The organism is Rheinheimera fenheensis (genome assembly GCF_039871805.1).
Taxonomy (GTDB): domain Bacteria; phylum Pseudomonadota; class Gammaproteobacteria; order Enterobacterales; family Alteromonadaceae; genus Alishewanella; species Alishewanella fenheensis.
Map to the genome: position 1 here is coordinate 70,637 of NZ_JBDPJM010000007.1, position 18,932 is coordinate 89,568.

Sequence of the window (18,932 nt, forward strand, 5' to 3'; positions counted from 1 at the left end):
ATTAATTACTCAACTTCTGAGGTAAGGTGAAGGTTGGCCAAGTTAATAGCCAGGGCTTGGCCCAATCTTGCGGCAGGCCGCTGGCAAGCAGCTGCTGAAATTGTATGCCCTGCTGGGGCAAACACACATAGCTGTAGCACTGGCCAGACAAATTAAACCGCAGCGCATAAGCATGCAGATAAACCCTATCGGCAGCACTACCCTGATACTGGCTATCACCCAAAATAGCCGCGCCCTGGCTTTTCAGCGCTACCCGGATCTGGTGGGTTTTACCGCTGTAGGGTTTCACCAAAAAGGCGCGAAATGGCAAATCGGTATAGCCCTGGCTAATAAAGTACGTAACCGCAGGGTTCTGCTGGCTATCGAGTAGCTTCCAACTGCCGCGCCGTGCTACTGCCATATCGCCTTTTACCCAACCCTGTTTTTTTACAGGTTTGCCTTGAGCTAATGCCAGGTAATACTTTTCAACCCGATGCGCGCTGAACAGCGCGGTTAGCTCAGCGGCCACCACCGCGTTTCGTGCCAATACAATAATACCCGAGGTGACCTTATCCAGCCTGTGCACCGGATAAAGCGAATAACCCAGCTGCTGAGCGGCCTGAACCACCAGGCCGGCGCCATCATCGGAGTGAAAGCTGACACCGGCGGCTTTGTCCAGCACGACAAAACCGGCTTGTTCATCCAGTATGGTAAACGCCGGCGTCATTTAGCTAAGTGTGGCGGCATAGCGGCGGGCATGCGCCAGATCTTCCGGGGTATCAACTCCCACTGGCGGGGTTTGCAGCGCCGTATCAACATGAATCGCCTCGCCCTGCCACAACACGCGCAGCTGCTCCAGGCTTTCAATTTGCTCGAGGGTTGACGCTGGCCAGCTGACATATTGCTGAATAAAACCGGCACGGTAAGCGTAAATACCGATATGGCGGCGGTAATGCTGTGCCAGTTGCTGCTGGAACTTGCCGTCACGGTCAAAGGGGATCACGCTGCGGCTAAAATATAGCGCATAACCGTCTTTATCGCTGACTACTTTAACGATATTCGGGTTACTGATTTCACTGCTATCACTTAGCGGCACTGCCAGCGTGGCCATACGGGCTTTTTGCTGCGCCGCCAGGTTTTGCGCCACCTGACGGATAATCAGCGGCGGAATAAACGGCTCATCGCCCTGCACATTTACGACTACCGTTTCAGCCGGCAGCGCCAGCTTGCTGATCACCTCGGCCAGACGCTCGGTACCGGAATTATGCTCGGGCCTTGTCATACACACTTCACCGCCAAAAGCATCCACCACTGCCGCTACCCGCTCATCATCAGTTGCTACAACAATGCGGCTGGCTCCGCTTTGCAGCGCCTGCTGATAAACACGCTCGACCATACTTTTGCCGCCAATGTCGGCCAGGGGTTTGCCCGGTAACCGGCTGCTGGCATAGCGCGCCGGAATAACCACTAAGAACGCCATTGCTCTACCTCTTCCAGGCTCAGTTCGCGCGCTTCGTCTACCAGCAACACCGGGATATTGTCACGAATGGGATAAGCGAGGCGGTCAAAGCGGCAAATAAGTTGCTGCTGCGCCTGGTCATAATCAAGTTTGCCTTTACACAGTGGGCAGGCCAGAATTTCGGTTAATGCAAGTTTAAGCGCCATAGCTGCTCCGCAGACGGGTTATTAGGGTAATAAGTTTAGCTTCAAGCGGTTGTTCCAGCCTGGCTTGTACGCCAAGGCTAAACCAATCGGTGCCGGCAAAGGGGCGACACTTTACCGCATCTTTTTCGGTCATCAGTATCGGGCCGGTAATACCGGTGAAATCCGCCGGAGTGAACTGATGATGATCAGCAAAATAACGTTCGCTGCTAATGGCAAAGCCGGCTTGCTGTACAGTGCGGGAAAAGCGTGCCGGGTTACCAATAGCGGCTACCAAAGATACAGCACAGGGCGCAAGTTCAGCATCACCGTGCAAGGCTTTTGCCTTACCAGGCTCAAGCTGCATCAGGCCATCAGCCTGCGGTAGCATTTGGCTATTTGCCACCACCATATCAGCCGTTTTTAACCGCCAAGGGCCTTCGCGCAAAGGGCCGGCTGGCAAAAGCTGGCCGTTACCCAAACCGCGGCTGCCATCGAGCAGAATAATCTCCAGATCCCGTGCCAGACGGTAATGCTGCAAGCCATCGTCGCTGATAATAATGTCGCAAGGCGTTTGCGCCAGTAAAAAACGCGCTGCCGAGACTCTGTCTGGGCACACCACCACAGGGCAACCGCTTTGTTGATGCAGCATTAATGGCTCATCACCCACTTCGGAGGCATTAGAGTTGGCAGCTACCAGGCGTGGTACTTTAATGTCGGCGCCATAGCCGCGGCTAATAATGCCCGGTGTAAAGCCCTGTTGTTGCAGAAATTTGCACAGTGCCAGCGTAAAAGGCGTTTTACCGGTGCCGCCAACGCTGATATTGCCCACCACGATAACCGGCACCGGCAGCTTGTTTGCTTTTAACACGCCCACGCGAAACAGTAAGCGGCGCAGCGCACTGATACATGCAAACAGCACACTTAGCGGCAACAGCAGATAATAGACGCCATAGCCCTTGCTGCCCTGATACCAGATCCGCTCAATAAAGTGGCTGCTCTGGCTCACTGCTGCTCGCCAAATTGCAGTTTATACAATTGGGCATAGGCGCCATTTTTTGCCAGTAAACTGGCATGGTCGCCCTGCTCAACAATACAGCCCTGGTCCATCACAATAATGTTGTCGGCGTTTTCAATGGTGGACAACCGGTGCGCGATGACAATGCTGGTGCGGCCCTGCAGCAACGTATTCAGTGCCGCCTGAATTTTACGCTCTGACTCGGTATCCAGCGCTGAGGTGGCTTCATCGAGAATTAATATCGGCGCTTCGCGCAGTAAGGCCCTGGCAATAGCAATGCGCTGGCGCTGACCGCCGGATAAACTGACACCGTTTTCACCCACTATGGTATCAAGACCCTGTGGCAGCTTTTCGGCAAATTCCAGCACATGGGCTTTTTCAGCCACCTCCATCAGCTGCGCTTTAGTGACACTGTGTGTCATACCATAGCAAATATTGTTCGCTATGCTGTCATTAAACAGCGTGACGTGCTGGGATACCACAGCGATTTGCGCTCGTAGCTGCGCCAGCTGGTAGTCATTGATATCATGGCCATCCAGTAGGATATGGCCGTCCGTTACCGGGTAAAAACGCGGGATCAGGCTGGAAATAGTGGTCTTTCCGCTGCCGGAACGCCCTACCAGCGCTACCGTTTGTCCGGGTTTTACACTGAAGCTGATATTCGATAACACCTGCTGCTCATGGCCAGGATAGCGAAAGCTCACCTGTTCAAAACGAATATCGCCGCTGGACCGTTCTAACGCTAAGGTGCCGCTGTCCTGCTCGGGTTGCTGGTCTAATACCTGAAAAATACTCGACGCTGCAGCAATACCGCGCTGAAAATCGCTGTTTACTGTAGTCAGCTGCTTTAACGGTTTTAACAGCACCACCATAGAGGTGACTATGGCGGAGAAGCTGCCGGCACTGAGCTGGTTTAACATCTCTGGTGAGCTGGCCATGTAAATAACAAAAGCCAGGGCAAAAGAGGCGATCAACTGAATAATGCCAGAGCTTATCGCCTGCGCTGCATCCATTTTTATACCCTGGGTACGGGTATTATTATTTACCGCCGCAAAACGCTGATCTTCTAATGCCTGCCCACCAAAGGCCAAAATTACTTTATGGCCGTTCAGCATTTGCTCTGACGAGGTAGTTACCCCCCCCATGGCTTGCTGAATGCGACGGCTAAGCTGGCGAAAGCGTTTAGACACAAAACTTACGATCAGTGCTATGACTGGGGCTATCAGAAAGAAAATCAGCGACAGCTGCCAGCTGTGATAAAACATCACCGCGATCAAACCAATAACAAAAGCCCCTTCACGTACCAGCACGATAAGTGCCTTGGTTAATGACTGCTTAACCTGCTCAGCGTCGTAGGTAATTTTTGAGATTAACTCACCGGTAGAGTGCTGATCGTGAAAACTAACCGGCAACCGCAAAATATGGCTGAATAACTGCTGGCGAATATCTTTTACAATATGACCCCCGACCCAGCTGATACAGTAGGTAGCAATAAAATGGCTAGCCCCGCGCAGTACAAACATCAAGATAACCACCAGCGGTGCGTATTTTAGAAACTCGGTGTCTTTATCCTGAATACCATGGTCAATAAACGGCTGGATCATCGAGATGAAGGCCGCATCAACCAGGGCATAACCAATCATGCCAACAATGGCAACGATAAAACCAGCCCGATAAGGTTTGGCGTATTGTAACAAGCGCTTATACACAGCGACCGGGTTGCTAACCTGTGATGTCAAAATAAAATCCTGCTGACAGAGATGCCGGTTATTCTAGCGTGTTGCGGCCAAGGTTTCAGCATTTCCAACCGGCTTTTGTAGCCAATAGGGTATTCTTTGTGCGCGATACTGCTCAAGTTGCAGCATGGGCTCAGTGATCGTTAAGCGAATAGCACCGCTTTGCGCGGTATTCACCAGCGGTATACCAAGCTGCATTAAGCGCTGGCGCACCGGGTTCGCCGGATGCTGATGCCGGTTATACAAACTGGCACTGTTCAGCGCCCAGATCGGGGCAAGCTGATGCAAAAAGGCGTAATCGCTGGAGCTGTTACTGCCATGATGGGACAACACCAGCACTTCAGCTCTGAGTGTCGGGTAACGCGCCAGCAGTTGCCGCTCTATTGAAACACCTATATCGCCCGGCAGCAAAAAGCGCCACTGATACAGCTCTATCAGCAGCACACAGGAGCTATCATTCTTACTGCTGTGCGGCCCACCAGTGTCCAGCATAGTCAGTTTAGCCATGCCGTATTGGCGGGGTAACTGCTGGCACGTTGCAGTTATTTCATTGTGCTGGATATCGCTAAACACTTGCAGGTTGGGATAGTGACGCTTAAGCAGCGCCCAATCGCCGGTATGATCGCTGTCATCGTGGCTTAAAATCAGGTAGTCGAGCTGTGTTACGCCCTGACTACGCAAATAAGGCAGCACCTGCGCCGCTGTCGCACTATGGCTGGCATAACGCGGCCCGGCGTCATATAACAAGCCACGTTCATTATGCTGCAGCAATACTGCCAGGCCCTGTCCGACATCAATCAGATGCAGTTGCCAGGGCGCCTGGCGGCTAAACACCAACAGCAGTGGCAGCGCGCTCAGAAGCGCCAGACTGAAAAGCCAGCGTTTTCGCTGTAAATACAAGGCTGATAATAACAACGCCAGTACCACCACGACTGTAATGGGTAAGTCTGGCACGGCCCACCAGGCCGGCATATTGGCACACCAGTTCAGATACCATAGCAAGGGCGAGAACACGCTATCGCAGGCCTGCCACAACCACTGTCGGCCGGGCATGGCGATAAGCTCTGCCAGTAAACACAACAGTAACAACGGAATGGCAAGCAAACTACACCAGGGCACAAACAACAGGTTAGATACCAATGACAAGGTGGCACTGCCGCCAAACATCAACAAACTTAACAGCGCCATAAACACCGTCAGGTTGAAATGAAAGCGCAATAAAATCCACAGCCGTTGCCGCCAGGTACTAGCGTAATTGGGTTGCAACCAGAGTAAAAAGAAAATAACCGCTACCGCCAACATGGATAACCAGAAGCTTTTACTCAGCGCCCAAAAAGGCTGCGCCAGTAACAACACAGCACACAGCAGCAGCCAGTAGTGGCTATAACTTAACCTACGCCTAAGCAGTAAACTTAGCACCAACAGTGCCAGGGCTGCTGCCGCCCGCACCGTGGGAATGGCAAAGCCGGCTAACCAGGCATATAACAAAGCGACCGCCAGCGCCCCCAGCAGTGCCAGTGGCCGCTGCCAGCGTAAAAGTGAAAGTGGTAACGGTAACAGCCTGAATATTAATAAACCCCAGCCAAACACCAGGCCAATATGCAAACCGGAAATAGCCACCAAATGCGCCAGACCAGACTGCTGCAACCCCAGCCAGAGCTGATCAGTAAATTGTCGCTCGCCAAGCGTCAGCGCCAGCAGCAAGGGCGCCGAAGACAACTCTTGGGTAGCCGCTGTAACCCGTGCCAAAATACGTTGGCGTAAGCCGGAATATTCACCTAACAGCTTGGGCTCTGAAGCATCTATTACACTGCCCTGCGCCAGCACGCCGCTAACCAGAGCCATCGCTTCGCGGTTTGGCCCACCAGGGTTAGCCACTCCGGTAACCGGCCTAAGCCTGGCGCTCAGCTGCCAGTACTGGCCGCTCTTCAGTAGCGGTGGCGGATAGCTCCAGTTTAAATTCAGCTGATAGCCTTGCCCTGCGCCTTTGACCAACTGAAATTTAAATTGGCTATACTCAGCATACTGCTGCACAGTACCGACGATGAAACCCGTAACAGGCGCTTGCTGGCTGAACAGAAGTTGCTGCGATTGCAGATAGCTGTGGTACTGCCATCCCCAGCTGATGAGAAATGCCGCTATACCGGCTAAAAACGCGCACCGACGCCACAACAACATGAAAAAGGCGGCCAGCAGCAAAAATACTGTGAAAAAAGGTGGCACTATTGGCAAAAATAATGACAATAGGCAGCCAGCGAGCACACCGAAACAAAAAGATTTCATGTTTGTTTTTTGTGAATAGGTTGTAATGCCAAAGAACATTATTAAGAAATATCTACCATCACCGGAGAAAATCAAGCAGCAGAAGCTGTTAAAGATCTTCGGCTCGTTATTGCATGATGGTAATTTGTGGCATTTAAACCGCCGCTCGGCGCGCGGTGCTTTTGCTGTCGGGCTGTTTTTTGCCTGGATGCCGATACCCTTTCAGATGGTGGTATCTGCGGCTGTAGCCATCCCCCTTAGGGTAAACCTGCCATTGTCTGTGGCGCTGGTGTGGATAACCAACCCGCTTACCATGCCGATCCTATTTTATATTGCTTATCTGGTCGGCACTGTTACTTTGCGTGAGCCTATCGAACCTTTTGCCTTTGAAGCCAGCTGGGCCTGGTTACAGCACAGTATCGCCACTATCGGTAAGCCTTTTCTGACCGGTTGTTTTTTAATGGGGATCTGCTCGGCAATCGTCGGCTATTTTGTGATTGACTGGCTATGGCGTATTTCGGTCAGAAAATCGCAGCTACTGCGCGCATTAAAACGCAGACATCATAAAGCGCCTGACGACAAGCAGTAGCGCTGACTTTAAGAACAACAAACACTAGCGCTGTCCCAAGATACGCGCCGGTTGCACCTTACTGGCGCGCCAGGCCGGATACAGCGTTGACAGCAAACTCATAAGCAGTGCTACCGCAAGCGTAAAAGCCACATCCTGCCAGCGTAATAACGACGGTACAAAATCGATAAAATAGATACTGGGGTCAAGCAATGAGTGCCCCAGCAGTTGAGTAACGGCGGCAAACAATGGCTCAATATAGCTGGCCAGCAACACGCCGACGATAGCACCAATCACACTGCCAATAAGACCATTAAGCCAACCTAACCACATAAAGGTGGCAATGATACTGGCTGGCGAAATGCCCATCGTCAGTAAAATGGCGATATCACCCTCTTTTTCCCGCACCGCCATTACCAGCGTGGCGACGATGTTAAAACAAGCCACCGCGATCACCAGTGCCAGCACTAAATATAAGATGCCGCGCACCATTTGAATATCCTGATAAACATGGCCCTGGCTGCGAAACCAGTCGAGCAAATAGACATAATCCTCTGAAACACGGCCAAGTTCACGCGCTAACTGCGGCGCAGCAAAAATATCATCAATACGAAATGCAAAGCCCTGAATGCTGTCAGGGGAAAAATCCAGCAGGCGCGCCAGCGTGGGCAAGTTTAGCCAAATCTGACTGTAATCGAGCTGACCGCCAACGGCGACTATAGCGCTGACGGTTAAACTGCTGCTGGCGTGGCTGGCCAGGCGACCATCGTCGGTCAGTTTGGGTAACATCAGCTGCACCTGTTCGCCAACACTAACACCCAGCGCATCAGCAATACCCTGGCCTAATACCACGTCATTGTCATTCAGGCTGTGCAAACTACCGGCACTGACATAATTGGCAAAATCACTCAGCTGACGCTCAGCGTCCAGTACTATACCGCGCACTTCTGCTGCTTTCACCTGATTGGCAAATCGCAGCATGCCATTGGTTTTGATATAAGGCGCCACTGCCTCAACACCCGTTACGCGGCTAAAGGCTTGTTGCTTGCGCGGCCAGTCGCTAATGCGCTGCTGCACGGCTTCAAGTTCAATATGCGGAATAACCGACAACAAGCGCTGCTTTAATGCCAGCTCAAAGCCGTTCATTACCGACAGCGCCAGGATCAACACCGCAACACCTAATGCGATACCGCAGGTAGAGCTGGCAGAAATAAAACGGATAAAGCCGCTGCTATGGCGGGTATTGCGATAACGTTTTGCCAGCTGCCAGGCCAGATTAGCCATGGGCGCGCTCCAGGTGGCCGTCGCGCATCAGCTGATAGCTATCGAGCTTGGAGGCCAGCGCTAAATCATGCGTTACCACGATAAAACTGGTGCCTAAATCACGGTTTAAACTGCGCAGTAACTGATAGACAGTCTCGGCAGTATGCTGATCCAGGTTGCCGGTGGGTTCATCTGCCAGCACCAGCGCCGGCTCACCTACCAAGGCTCTGGCGATGGCGACCCGCTGGCGTTCACCACCGCTAAGCTCAGCCGGCCTGTGCGTTAAGCGGTGTGACAGCGCTACGCGCTCCAGCATCTGCGCTGCGCGCTTTTTTGCTTCAGTAGCATTAAGGCCACGGATCAACAGCGGCATCGCCACGTTTTCTACCGCGCTAAAATCCATAAGCAAATGGTGAAACTGATAAATAAAGCCCAGTTGCTCGTTACGTAAGCAGGCTTTTTCGGCTCCAGTTAAACGGGCGACGTCTTCACCCAGCAACAACAGCTTACCGCTGTCGGCCTGATCCAGCGTGCCCAAAATATGCAGTAGGGTACTTTTACCCGAGCCCGAGCTGCCCACCAGCGCCAGCATCTGGCCACTATCAACGTCTAAATCAACGCCATGTAATACCTGTGTGACCTGCTGGCCATCTCGGTAACTTTTACACAGCTTACTTGCCTGAAGAACCTTATTCATCACGTAAAATTTCCGCCGGATTAATACTTACCGCCCGTCTGGCCGGATACCATACCGCCAGCAAGGTTAAACCAATGGCGCTTAATAAAATTAACGCTAACTGCGAGAATCTGATGTCAACCGGCAGCGCTACACCCGGTGCCAGTTGCAAGCCAAACAGCGCCATAATAGGGTTAAGCTGCCAGCACAATAAAATACCGGCCAGTACACCACCTAAAGCGCCGAGCACGCCGTTCACTAAGCCCTGAACCGCAAACACATTAAACAGCTGGCGGTCATTCATACCCAGGGTTTTTAAAATGGCAATTTCGGCTTGTTTGTCGGTCACCATCATCACCAACGCCGAGACGATATTAAAGGCTGCAACCGCGACAATAAGCAGTAGCATCAACCACATCATCGCCTTTTCCATCGCGACGGCCGAAAACAGCTTGCCATGGCTTTGCCGCCAGTCTTCTACGGTTAAATTGCTATCTGTCGCCAACTTCGCCGCGATAGCCGGTGCAGCAAAAGGCTCGGCTAAACTTACCCGCCACTGTGAATGCTCGTGCTGGCTGCCCAGCAACCGCGTTAAATCGGCCAGGTTTGTCAGCGCAATCAGCTTATCTACGTCTGAGCCGGTTTCTAAAATACCGGCGACGACAAATAAACGCTGGCGTGGCACCCAGCCCATTGGGGTGTAGCTGCCGGCTTGCGGCAACATAAAGCGCACCTGATCACCTACCGACACTTCTAACTGCTCAGCCAAACCACGGCCTAAAATGACGGCATAGCGCTGGCGGGAAAACGTCGTCCAATCGCCCAACAGCAAAGCTTGTTGCATAAATACTGGTAAAGCATCGGTTTGCACGCCCTGCAACAGCACACCGGTTAGCTGACGGGGCGATTGCACCAAGGCCTCGGCTTGTAAAAACGGCGTGATTTGCTGTACCTGCTGCTGGGCAAGTATAGGCGCCTGCCAACTGTTGTAAGAAGCGGGCGCGGTAACCACGATATGCGGGATCACGCCCAGAATGCGCTTTTTCAGTTCGCCTTCAAAGCCATTCATCACCGAGCTGACAATGGTCAAAGCCATTACGCCAAGAAAAATACCGGCCAGTGAAAACAGCGTGATAAAAGAGATAAAGGCATTACCTTTGCGGCTTTGGCTATAGCGAAGGCCGATAGTTAAACTGACTGGCAACGGCATCCTAATATTCAGGACAAGGCCTGCTTTAGATGATAAAGTGACGCCGATCATAGAGATAATTGTCAGTGGTGACAAGCAACTTACGAAGGTCAAGCATGAGTGAGTTAACACTTGAGCAGTTAGCAGATGCCTATCAGGATTATTTCAGTGTTGAGCATAATATCAGCCTGAATATACGCCCCATTCCAGGCCCTTTGCCAGATGAAGCGGCCCTGCTAAACGCCATACCGCCGCCTTTTCTGCTGGCAAGCGAGGCGAACAGCTTAAACAGCTCAGCGCTGCGCTCACTGAACCGGCTGGGCGAGCTGGCCGAAGAGCTGGCCAATTATCTGCAGCAGCAAGCAAAAAAGATCGATCTATTACTGCACTACGTATTGCGCCAGCAAGATAGTGACATGCACCGATACGCCAGCCTGAGCTACGGCGGTAGCGGCTGCAGTTATTTGGCAGACAGCCCGCTAGAGTTATTACAGGTTGTTGAAATTAAATTGTTTTTAGACAACAACGACGGTGCAGTGTTTTGCTACGGTCAGGTATTGTCCTGCCAACCGCAGCAGGATAAATGGCAGGTTACACTGGTATTTTCCCGTATTCGTGAGGAAGATCGCGAGCTGATAGTCCGCGCCAGCCTGCACCAGCAATCACGTTTACTAAAACAAAACGCCCAGCGACGCCAGCAGCAAACGCCCGGTTAGCAGCAGGCCTCTTAGTATTAAGGTTAATCGTTTTACATGGATCTGATTGTCAATTTACCGCAGATTAAACAGCCCGCCGATCAGCTGCACTGGGGCAACCTGCAAGGTGCGGCACTGCCGCTGGCTATCACACAGCTTTTAACACAACAACCCGGTGTGTATTTATTGCTGGTGCCCGACACCCCAAGCGCCCTGCGTCTGGAGCAGGAGCTTGGCGTTTTTAATAAGCACAGCAACTGCCCGCTGCTTAGCCTGCCAGATTGGGAAACCCTGCCCTATGATGTGTTCTCGCCGCATCAGGACATTATTTCGCAGCGGTTAAAAACCCTGCACCAACTCCCGACACTAAAACAAGGCCTGGTGGTCGTGCCGGTTAGCACCTTGCTGCTACGGTTGTGTCACCCGGATTATTTAGCTCAGTACAGCTTTTTAATTGCCAAAGGGCAACAGGTCGATTTAGCCGCACTAAAGCGCAGATTGGTTGAGGTGGGTTACCGCGCAGTTGAGCAAGTGATGGAGCATGGTGAATTTTCTGTCCGCGGCTCTATCGTCGATTTATACCCGATGGGTGCCAATACACCCTATCGCATCGATTTTTTCGACGATGAAGTCGACGGCATTCGCACCTTTGACCCAGACAACCAGCGCAGCCTTGCCCAAGTGGATGCCATTGAGCTGTTACCGGCGCATGAGTTCCCTACCGACAATGCCGCCATAGAGCGCTTTCGCCTGGCTTACCGGGCACGCTTTAACGCCCGCACTGAAAAAGAATCCTTGTACCAGCAAGTAAGCCAGGGCGTGCTGCCGGCAGGTATCGAATATTACTTACCGCTTTTTACCGAAAAAACAGCCAGTTTATTTGATTACCTGCCCACACATTGCCGCTGCCTGTTGCTGGGCGATATTCAGCACAGCGCAGACAAATTCTGGCATGAGCTGAAACGCCGTTATGATGACAGAGCCATCGATTTACTGCGGCCTATTCTGCCGCCGGCAGAGCTGTATTTGTCGGTAGACCAGTTATTTGCCGGCATCAAAGGGTACAGCCGCATCCGTTTAAGCCAGGCCGAACTTAGCCCTAAAGCCGGCCAGGGTAATCTGGCTTTGGCCACGCTGCCAGATCTGAGCGTAAACCATCAGCTAAGTAACCCGCTACAGGCGCTGCAGCAGTTTATTCTGCAGTTAAAACAGCAGCGCGGCCGGGCCGTGTTTTTTGTTGAAAGTGAAGGCCGGCGCGAAAGCTTACTACAGCTATTACACAAAGCCGGCATGCATATCAGCCAATTTGCGGATATCACCGCCTTTGAGCAAAGCGACGCCGATGTGGGCATAGTGATAGGCGCGCTGGAACAAGGCGCCTGGTTACTTGAGCCTGCTCCGCTTGCGCTTATCAGTGAAAATGAGCTGTTTGGACAAAAAATCAGCCAGCGCCGGCGACGCAAACGTAGCCAACAGATTTCCAGCGACACCGTGATCCGCAACCTGGCCGAGCTGAATATCGGCCAGCCGGTAGTGCATTTACAGCACGGTATTGGCCGTTATCAGGGCCTGCAGCTACTGGATGCAGGTGGCATCAGTGCCGAATTTGTTACCATTGAATACGCCGGCAGCAGTAAACTTTATGTGCCGGTAAGTTCGTTACATTTGCTTAGCCGCTACAGCGGAAGTGATGCCGAACATGCCCCGCTGCATAAACTCGGTAACGACACCTGGGAGAAATCACGGCGCAAAGCGGCAGAAAAAGTACGCGATGTGGCGGCTGAGCTGCTCGATGTTTACGCCCAGCGCGCTGCGCATCAGGGCTATGCCTTTAAGCTGGACGAGGAGCAATACCTGGCCTTCGCCGACAGCTTCCCGTTTGAAGAAACGGCCGATCAGCAAGATGCCATTGATGCCGTGCTGCGTGATATGCAAAGCCCGCAGCCGATGGATCGGCTGGTGTGTGGGGATGTTGGCTTTGGTAAAACCGAAGTGGCGATGCGCGCTGCCTTTGTCGCGGTAAACGATGGCAAACAGGTCGCCATTCTGGTACCTACTACGCTGTTAGCGCAGCAACATTATGAAAACTTTAAAGATCGTTTTGCCAACTGGCCGGTACGGGTTGAAGTGTTATCGCGCTTTGTCAGTACCAAAGCACAAAAAACCATTTTAGACGATGCGCAAAATGGCAAAGTCGATATTTTGATTGGCACCCACAAGCTGTTGCAGGACGACATTCGCTTAAAAGACTTAGGCCTGCTGATTGTTGATGAAGAGCACCGCTTTGGCGTGCGTCAAAAAGAAAAAATTAAAGCGCTGCGGGCTAATATCGACATTTTAACGCTCACCGCCACACCGATTCCGCGCACGCTTAATATGTCGATGTCAGGCATGCGCGACTTATCCATTATTGCCACCCCACCAGCACGGCGGCTGGCGGTAAAAACCTTTGTGCGCGAGTACGAGGTTGGGCTTATCCGCGAAGCGGTCATGCGCGAAATTTTGCGCGGCGGACAGGTGTACTTTTTACACAATGACGTCGCCACTATTGAGAAAACCGCTGCAGATTTAGCCGAGCTGCTGCCTGAGGCAATTATCGGCATAGCGCACGGTCAAATGCGTGAGCGCGAGCTTGAGCAGATCATGGCAGATTTTTATCATCAGCGTTTTAATGTGCTGCTATGCTCCACCATTATCGAAACCGGTATCGACGTACCAACGGCTAACACCATTATTATTAACCGCGCCGATAATTTTGGCCTGGCGCAGTTGCATCAGCTGCGTGGCCGGGTTGGCCGCTCGCACCATCAGGCATATGCTTATTTATTAACACCACCACCGAAGCGACTGACCAAAGATGCAGAAAAACGGCTTGAAGCTATTGCCAGTCTGGAAGATTTAGGTGCAGGGTTTGCTCTGGCCACGCACGATTTAGAAATACGTGGTGCCGGTGAGCTTTTGGGCGATGAGCAAAGCGGCCAAATAGAATCGGTCGGCTTTAGCCTGTATATGGACATGCTGGAGCAGGCAGTACAAGCGCTGAAAAACGGTCGTGAGCCGAGCCTGGATGCAATGCTAAGCCAGCAAACCGAAATTGAACTGCGCATACCGGCGCTGTTGCCCGACAGCTATATACCAGATGTTAACCTGCGACTGTCTTGTTATAAAAAGCTGGCATCGGCCAGAACTGTTGAAGAGCTGGACGAAGTACAGGTAGAGCTTATTGATCGGTTTGGCTTATTGCCCGACGCTGCGAAAAACCTGGTGGCAATCACCGAGTTTAAATTACAGGCTGAACAACTCGGTATTAAAAGGATTGAAGCCAACAGCAAAGGCGGTATGGTAGAATTTGGCGATAAAACAGCGGTGTCACCCGCGTATATCATTGAGCTTATTCAAAAACAATCGCGGGTATTTAAATTGGAAGGTGGCCAGAAGCTGCGCTTTGCCATTGCCTCTAACGATGGCAGCGAAAGACTGAGCCTGATAGCCAATATGCTTACCGACTTTGCAAAACATAAGGTAGCAACATGAGAACAGCAATCTTTGGCGCTTTGCGCTGCCGGGCCATACTAGCGCTGGGGTTAACCTCGCTTTTTAGCAACGCGCTAAGCGCTCAGGAACAACGTTGGTTTGAAGTAGAAATGCTGATCTTCAGCCAAACGCCACCTGCAGCGCTACAAGAGCAGTTCACCGGGCAGGTTACACCGGTTAAACCAGGCCGGGCTTATGATCTGCTTACGCCATTATTGCAAGCAGATATCAGCGCGCTGTTAACAGACTTACCACTGTGCCAACAGCCTGCTGTCGAGCCGTTCAGTGTAATGTTACAGCATAGCTTAGGCTTACCGCGCACTATGCCACGCTCATTGTGTGTTATTGAGGCGCAGCCTCAGCCCTGGCAACTAAGCCATGTTATGCAGCAGCGCATCCTTAATACCACACTGCCCTATCCACAGCAGTTACCGTCTGTGATTAGCGGCAAAGGCGAGCACCAGAACGCCCCTTATTTAGCCGACGCCTCAGCCCTGCAATTTAGCGACATCGCAAGCAAAATAAGACGGCTGCCGGGTAACCAGATTTTACTGCACACGGCCTGGCGTCAGGCACCGGTAACCGAGCGACGCGCCATTGCCAGCCGCTGGTTTGCCGGTACCAATTACAGCAAGCAATTTGATTACTGGGGGCAACCACTACAAACAGCAGCCCAGCCAGAACTTGAAAGCACTATTGACATAGCATCACCGGTGATGGTGGCCGATGACAGCAATCAAGATGACATGCTTGGCAATATCGAACTGCTGCTGCAGCAGTTGCAAGCCAATAGCCAGTTGCCGGCGACGCAAAACAGCCCGCTTGACAGTATCAGTGCAGACACTGTACTCACCGCGAACCAGTTACCGGATCAGGTGTGGCAGCTAGATGGCTTATTTAAACTGCATCTGGATCACTATCTGTTTGTTAACACCGAATTTAACCTGCGCCAACCGGGTCAGGATCAACTGAACACCATTTATGTGCGGCAAAGCCGTCGGGTGATCAGCGGTGAGGTGCATTATCTCGATCATCCATACCTGGGCATAGTACTGCAAATTCGCCGTTATGAGCCGCCACAACCCGATATTGAGGCAGAAAGTGAGCAACAAGTGCTAACAGAGTAATAAAATTATCACAAAGGCATTGCCAAAATGACGACAACTGCCTAAGCTTGCCGCGTTATTACATTTTTAAACAAAACTGTACGGGTAAACAGGATGTTATTTCTCTATATTTCCCTACAGTAATTTTATTTCGCAGAGCATTATGGACGATTTAACCCCAATACCGGAGTTTACTCCGAAGCAGTATTTACTGTTATTGGCGTTGTTAGTGGTTGCCAGCAGCTGCAACCCGCTACTCAGTTGGTTGTTGCCATCACTGGCAGACAGTGTCTGGATTACGCTGTTACCGCCGCTACTGGGTTTGTTTCAGTTATTATTGTTATTCCGCAACCTGGGTATCATCCGCTTACCTGGCGTAGCCTGCTATTCTGCCCTGTTAGCACCCTTATCGGTGTTAAGCATTTACCAGTTTGTGCTGCACTAACATCCAGATGGTGTTTTAGGCTATCATAGCGACCAATTTGCAGTGGCTCTGTGTTTGGTTTGAAGCCGCTGCGTACTTTTTGCTTGGTTATAGTTATAGGTAGTAACGGATGTCGATTAACTGGTTCCCGGGCCATATGCACAAAGCCCGTAAAGAAATTGCCGAAGTCATGCCGCAGGTCGATATTATTATCGAAATGCTGGATGCGCGCATTCCGTTTTCCAGCGAGAACCCGCTGGTGCCGCAACTACGCCGGGGCACGCCCTGTATCAAGGTGTTAAATAAAGCCGATCTGGCCGACCCTGCATTAACCGCGCGCTGGGTCGCCCATTTTGACAGCCAGTCTGGCATTAAAGCCATACCGATAAGCCAGCAAAACCCGGAGCAGATCCGCGCCCTGCTGCAACTATGTAATGACATGCTGCCCGAGCGCAACTTAGACATACGTGGGGCTCGCGCCATGATTATGGGCATTCCTAACGTGGGTAAATCAACCCTAATTAACACCCTGGCCGGGCGTACTATTGCCAAAACCGGTAATGAAGCTGGTGTCACTAAGATGCAGCAGCGTATTAAGCTCGATAACAACGTCATTTTAACCGACACACCCGGCTTTTTATGGCCAAAACTCAGCCCGCCAACCTGCGGCTATCGCTTAGCAGTCACCGGCGCCATTAAAGATACTGTGTTCGACTACGCGGATATAGCGATGTTCGCTGCCGACTACCTGCTTAAAGCCTACCCGGACGCAGTAATGCAGCGCTTTGGCTTAACCGAGCTGCCAGAAAACGATTTAGCCCTGATGGATGCCATCGGCCAAAAACGTGGCGCCATGCGTAAAGGCGGCATAGTAGATTTAGAAAAGGTTGGCAGCATCTTAATTACCGAGCTACGCGCCGGTAATTTGGGCCCTATCACCCTTGAAACACCGGAAATGGTCAGCCAGGAACAAATAGACGCCAAGGCCGAAGAAGCAGCAAAAGCGAAAGAAAAGGCCGAGCGCGAAGCCGAGCGTAAGCGCAAAGCCGCGCGCAAATACCGCTAACACGCCCGATAGCAAGCTGGCGGGTATTTTGTAACCTGATGCGGGTTGCCGTAACAGTGCCAGAGCGCTAGTATAAACCGCCCTGTATTGGAGAAATAACGTTGCGCCGAACCTCAGGCCTGATATTACTGCTAGTCATCATGCTAAACCATGCGGTGTTAGCCTGTGACGCTATGGTAATACATCTGCCTGAACATGATCACAGCTACACCAGCGTGTCGCACTGTAATTCTGCCAATACCGATACTGAAATCCAACACAGTGTTACCGATACGGAAGACGGCCATGGCCACCCTCAACATGCCCATGTCAGTTGTCATATTGCTTATCAGAATTTGCACCATGCCACTGCGGTGAATTGCACCGCTGTTGCGCCCCCTACCCCAGGGGCTAACTGCATTCACTACCAACCTCCTGTACCTCCACCAAACGCCTGAACCTGTTTAATTCACCGTTTTATTGTTGAAATTAATTCAGGAGCATACCTATGCGTATGAGATTTGTTGCGCCTGTGACTGCCGTCATAGTGTGCATGGCATCTGTTTTTGTAATACCACAGGTGCTGGCTGGCGAGGCGTTAAGCCTGGCCAAAGCGCTGGAGAAAACGCTTAAACAAGGACCCGCATTACAAGATTACCCCTATCAGTTGCGTATAAATGAAGCACAGCAGCTGCAGGCAGCGCTAACCCCTAACCCGGAACTTGCCGTTAGTCTGGAAAACATTGCCGGCAGCGGCGGTAATCAGGGGCTTAAAAATGCTGAACTGACGCTCACCCTGAGCCAGTTAATAGAAATGGGCAATAAGCGAAACTTGCGGTTGCAAAAAAGCCAGTGGCAACAGACGCTGGTGCAGCAACAGTTTGAAGTCAGCCGGTTGGATGCACTGGCAAATACTACCCGCAGCTATATCCGCCAGGTTGAATTACAACACCTGCGCCAGCTCTTGCTTCAGCGCTTAGTACGGGAAGAGCACATACTGATGCTAGCCAAACAACGGGCAGCCGCCAGCAATCTGAGTGACGCTGATGTTAACCAGATAGAACTGCGGCTTATACGCAGCAAACTGGAGCTGAGCGCCCTGGATAATGCACTGGAGCTTGGCCGCTCGCAGCTAGCGGCGCATTGGGCTCAGCCGGCTGATTTTACCCGGGTGCAAGGCGCGTTTTTAGAATTGCCGTTGTTACCCTCGCTGCATGAGTTACAAAGCCGTCTTGAGCAATCACCTCTGCTGGCGAGGTTTGTCACTCAACAGCGACTGCATGAAGCAGAGCTTAGTCTAGCAAAGGCACAGCAATCCGCCGACATCACCGTCAGTGCCGGTTTACGCCGCATAGAAAGTGTGAATGACAATGCCATAGTGCTGGGTTTTTCCATGCCCTGGCAACGACAGGATCCCAGCGCCGCAGCCCAATTAGCGGCAAAAGCGGAAATGGCGTTAAGCCAACTGCAGCAACAGCAGACCCACACCGCTTTACGCCTGCTGGTACAGCAAATTTATCTGGAATTGGCGCAGCTGCGTGAATACGTCAAGGTACTACAAAGCACGCTTATTCCTAAAGCACTGCAGCTACAGCACCTCAGTGAACAAGGCTATCAGCAAGGTCAGCTCGACTTATTTGCTTTGCTTTCTGCCGAGCAGGAGCTGAGCCAGGCCGAAATAGACCTGGTAAGCGCGCAAAGTCGCTTTCACCTGCAACTACTTGAACTTGAACGCTTAACCGGCCAGGCCCTTACGGTATCAGGCCCGGTGAGCCTGTCTTTTGTGGAGTAATATT

At 51.9% G+C, this 18,932-nt stretch carries 17 protein-coding genes; 8 read left to right on the forward strand and 9 right to left on the reverse strand.

Annotation, left to right across the window (positions count from 1 at the left end; genetic code table 11):
• Position 1 precedes the first annotated feature (1 nt).
• Genes ABGI61_RS11580 through ABGI61_RS11605 form a run of 6 tightly spaced genes read right to left on the reverse strand, consistent with a single transcriptional unit; the run spans position 2 to position 6,657 of the window.
• Positions 2-706 (reverse strand): TIGR01621 family pseudouridine synthase, encoded by a 705-nt coding sequence (locus tag ABGI61_RS11580; protein WP_347601206.1) that lies wholly within the window; start codon positions 704-706, stop codon positions 2-4.
• Entirely contained in the window at positions 707-1,459 is a 753-nt protein-coding gene (kdsB, locus tag ABGI61_RS11585; protein ID WP_347601208.1) for a 3-deoxy-manno-octulosonate cytidylyltransferase, read from the reverse strand.
• On the reverse strand, positions 1,447-1,644 hold the full coding sequence (locus tag ABGI61_RS11590) for a Trm112 family protein (RefSeq protein WP_347601210.1): 198 nt from the start codon (positions 1,642-1,644) through the stop codon (positions 1,447-1,449). Before ABGI61_RS11590 ends, kdsB begins: the two co-directional genes overlap by 13 nt.
• Positions 1,634-2,629: a tetraacyldisaccharide 4'-kinase gene (gene lpxK, locus ABGI61_RS11595; RefSeq protein WP_347601212.1), complete on the reverse strand. Its 996-nt coding sequence runs from the start codon at positions 2,627-2,629 to the stop codon at positions 1,634-1,636. Before lpxK ends, ABGI61_RS11590 begins: the two co-directional genes overlap by 11 nt.
• Entirely contained in the window at positions 2,626-4,377 is a 1,752-nt protein-coding gene (msbA, locus tag ABGI61_RS11600) for a lipid A export permease/ATP-binding protein MsbA (RefSeq protein ID WP_347601214.1), read from the reverse strand. The genes lpxK and msbA overlap by 4 nt, the downstream gene beginning before the upstream one ends.
• A gap of 33 nt (positions 4,378-4,410) precedes the next feature.
• The gene (locus ABGI61_RS11605; RefSeq protein WP_347601216.1) at positions 4,411-6,657 is read right to left on the reverse strand and encodes a DNA internalization-related competence protein ComEC/Rec2; all 2,247 of its coding nucleotides are present in this window, start codon (positions 6,655-6,657) and stop codon (positions 4,411-4,413) included.
• A gap of 25 nt (positions 6,658-6,682) precedes the next feature.
• On the opposite strand from ABGI61_RS11605, the gene ABGI61_RS11610 reads away from it, so the two are divergent.
• The gene (locus tag ABGI61_RS11610; RefSeq protein ID WP_347601218.1) at positions 6,683-7,225 is read left to right on the forward strand and encodes a DUF2062 domain-containing protein; all 543 of its coding nucleotides are present in this window, start codon (positions 6,683-6,685) and stop codon (positions 7,223-7,225) included.
• A 24-nt stretch (positions 7,226-7,249) separates the two neighbouring features.
• Here the strand turns inward: ABGI61_RS11610 and ABGI61_RS11615 are convergent, their stop codons facing one another.
• Genes ABGI61_RS11615 through ABGI61_RS11625 form a run of 3 tightly spaced genes read right to left on the reverse strand, consistent with a single transcriptional unit; the run spans position 7,250 to position 10,353 of the window.
• Positions 7,250-8,488 carry a lipoprotein-releasing ABC transporter permease subunit gene (locus ABGI61_RS11615; RefSeq protein ID WP_347601220.1) on the reverse strand — a complete coding sequence of 413 codons (1,239 nt, stop codon included), beginning with the start codon at positions 8,486-8,488 and terminating at the stop codon, positions 7,250-7,252.
• Positions 8,481-9,164 carry a lipoprotein-releasing ABC transporter ATP-binding protein LolD gene (lolD, locus tag ABGI61_RS11620; RefSeq protein WP_347601222.1) on the reverse strand — a complete coding sequence of 228 codons (684 nt, stop codon included), beginning with the start codon at positions 9,162-9,164 and terminating at the stop codon, positions 8,481-8,483. Before lolD ends, ABGI61_RS11615 begins: the two co-directional genes overlap by 8 nt.
• Entirely contained in the window at positions 9,157-10,353 is a 1,197-nt protein-coding gene (locus ABGI61_RS11625) for a lipoprotein-releasing ABC transporter permease subunit (protein ID WP_347601224.1), read from the reverse strand. The genes lolD and ABGI61_RS11625 overlap by 8 nt, the downstream gene beginning before the upstream one ends.
• Before the next feature lie 95 nt (positions 10,354-10,448).
• Here ABGI61_RS11625 and ABGI61_RS11630 point away from each other — a divergent pair, with 95 nt between their 5' ends.
• From ABGI61_RS11630 to ABGI61_RS11660, 7 genes are all read left to right on the forward strand, one after another.
• Positions 10,449-11,048, forward strand: coding sequence for a PilZ domain-containing protein (locus ABGI61_RS11630; RefSeq protein WP_347601226.1), 600 nt, complete (start codon positions 10,449-10,451; stop codon positions 11,046-11,048).
• A 36-nt stretch (positions 11,049-11,084) separates the two neighbouring features.
• A complete protein-coding gene (gene mfd, locus ABGI61_RS11635) occupies positions 11,085-14,561 on the forward strand; it encodes a transcription-repair coupling factor (protein WP_347601228.1) in 3,477 nt (1,158 codons plus the stop codon).
• Entirely contained in the window at positions 14,558-15,688 is a 1,131-nt protein-coding gene (locus tag ABGI61_RS11640; protein WP_347601230.1) for a CsiV family protein, read from the forward strand. The genes mfd and ABGI61_RS11640 overlap by 4 nt, the downstream gene beginning before the upstream one ends.
• A gap of 142 nt (positions 15,689-15,830) precedes the next feature.
• Positions 15,831-16,112 carry a hypothetical protein gene (locus ABGI61_RS11645; protein ID WP_347601232.1) on the forward strand — a complete coding sequence of 94 codons (282 nt, stop codon included), beginning with the start codon at positions 15,831-15,833 and terminating at the stop codon, positions 16,110-16,112.
• 109 nt (positions 16,113-16,221) lie between these two features.
• A complete protein-coding gene (gene ylqF / locus ABGI61_RS11650) occupies positions 16,222-17,157 on the forward strand; it encodes a ribosome biogenesis GTPase YlqF (protein WP_347601234.1) in 936 nt (311 codons plus the stop codon).
• A 101-nt stretch (positions 17,158-17,258) separates the two neighbouring features.
• The gene (locus ABGI61_RS11655) at positions 17,259-17,594 is read left to right on the forward strand and encodes a cobalt transporter (protein ID WP_347601236.1); all 336 of its coding nucleotides are present in this window, start codon (positions 17,259-17,261) and stop codon (positions 17,592-17,594) included.
• Between the two features lie 50 nt (positions 17,595-17,644).
• Positions 17,645-18,928: a TolC family protein gene (locus ABGI61_RS11660; protein ID WP_347601238.1), complete on the forward strand. Its 1,284-nt coding sequence runs from the start codon at positions 17,645-17,647 to the stop codon at positions 18,926-18,928.
• The last annotated feature ends 4 nt before the right edge of the window (positions 18,929-18,932 follow it).

Coding starts and splice junctions, on each gene's coding strand:
- ABGI61_RS11580 (WP_347601206.1), bottom strand. CDS start 706: ATGACGCCGGCGTTTACCATACTGGATGAACAAGCCGGTTTTGTCGTG.
- kdsB (WP_347601208.1), bottom strand. CDS start 1,459: ATGGCGTTCTTAGTGGTTATTCCGGCGCGCTATGCCAGCAGCCGGTTA.
- ABGI61_RS11590 (WP_347601210.1), bottom strand. CDS start 1,644: ATGGCGCTTAAACTTGCATTAACCGAAATTCTGGCCTGCCCACTGTGT.
- ABGI61_RS11605 (WP_347601216.1), bottom strand. CDS start 6,657: ATGAAATCTTTTTGTTTCGGTGTGCTCGCTGGCTGCCTATTGTCATTA.
- ABGI61_RS11610 (WP_347601218.1), top strand. CDS start 6,683: ATGCCAAAGAACATTATTAAGAAATATCTACCATCACCGGAGAAAATC.
- ABGI61_RS11615 (WP_347601220.1), bottom strand. CDS start 8,488: ATGGCTAATCTGGCCTGGCAGCTGGCAAAACGTTATCGCAATACCCGC.
- lolD (WP_347601222.1), bottom strand. CDS start 9,164: ATGAATAAGGTTCTTCAGGCAAGTAAGCTGTGTAAAAGTTACCGAGAT.
- ABGI61_RS11625 (WP_347601224.1), bottom strand. CDS start 10,353: ATGCCGTTGCCAGTCAGTTTAACTATCGGCCTTCGCTATAGCCAAAGC.
- ABGI61_RS11630 (WP_347601226.1), top strand. CDS start 10,449: ATGAGTGAGTTAACACTTGAGCAGTTAGCAGATGCCTATCAGGATTAT.
- mfd (WP_347601228.1), top strand. CDS start 11,085: ATGGATCTGATTGTCAATTTACCGCAGATTAAACAGCCCGCCGATCAG.
- ABGI61_RS11640 (WP_347601230.1), top strand. CDS start 14,558: ATGAGAACAGCAATCTTTGGCGCTTTGCGCTGCCGGGCCATACTAGCG.
- ABGI61_RS11645 (WP_347601232.1), top strand. CDS start 15,831: ATGGACGATTTAACCCCAATACCGGAGTTTACTCCGAAGCAGTATTTA.
- ylqF (WP_347601234.1), top strand. CDS start 16,222: ATGTCGATTAACTGGTTCCCGGGCCATATGCACAAAGCCCGTAAAGAA.
- ABGI61_RS11660 (WP_347601238.1), top strand. CDS start 17,645: ATGCGTATGAGATTTGTTGCGCCTGTGACTGCCGTCATAGTGTGCATG.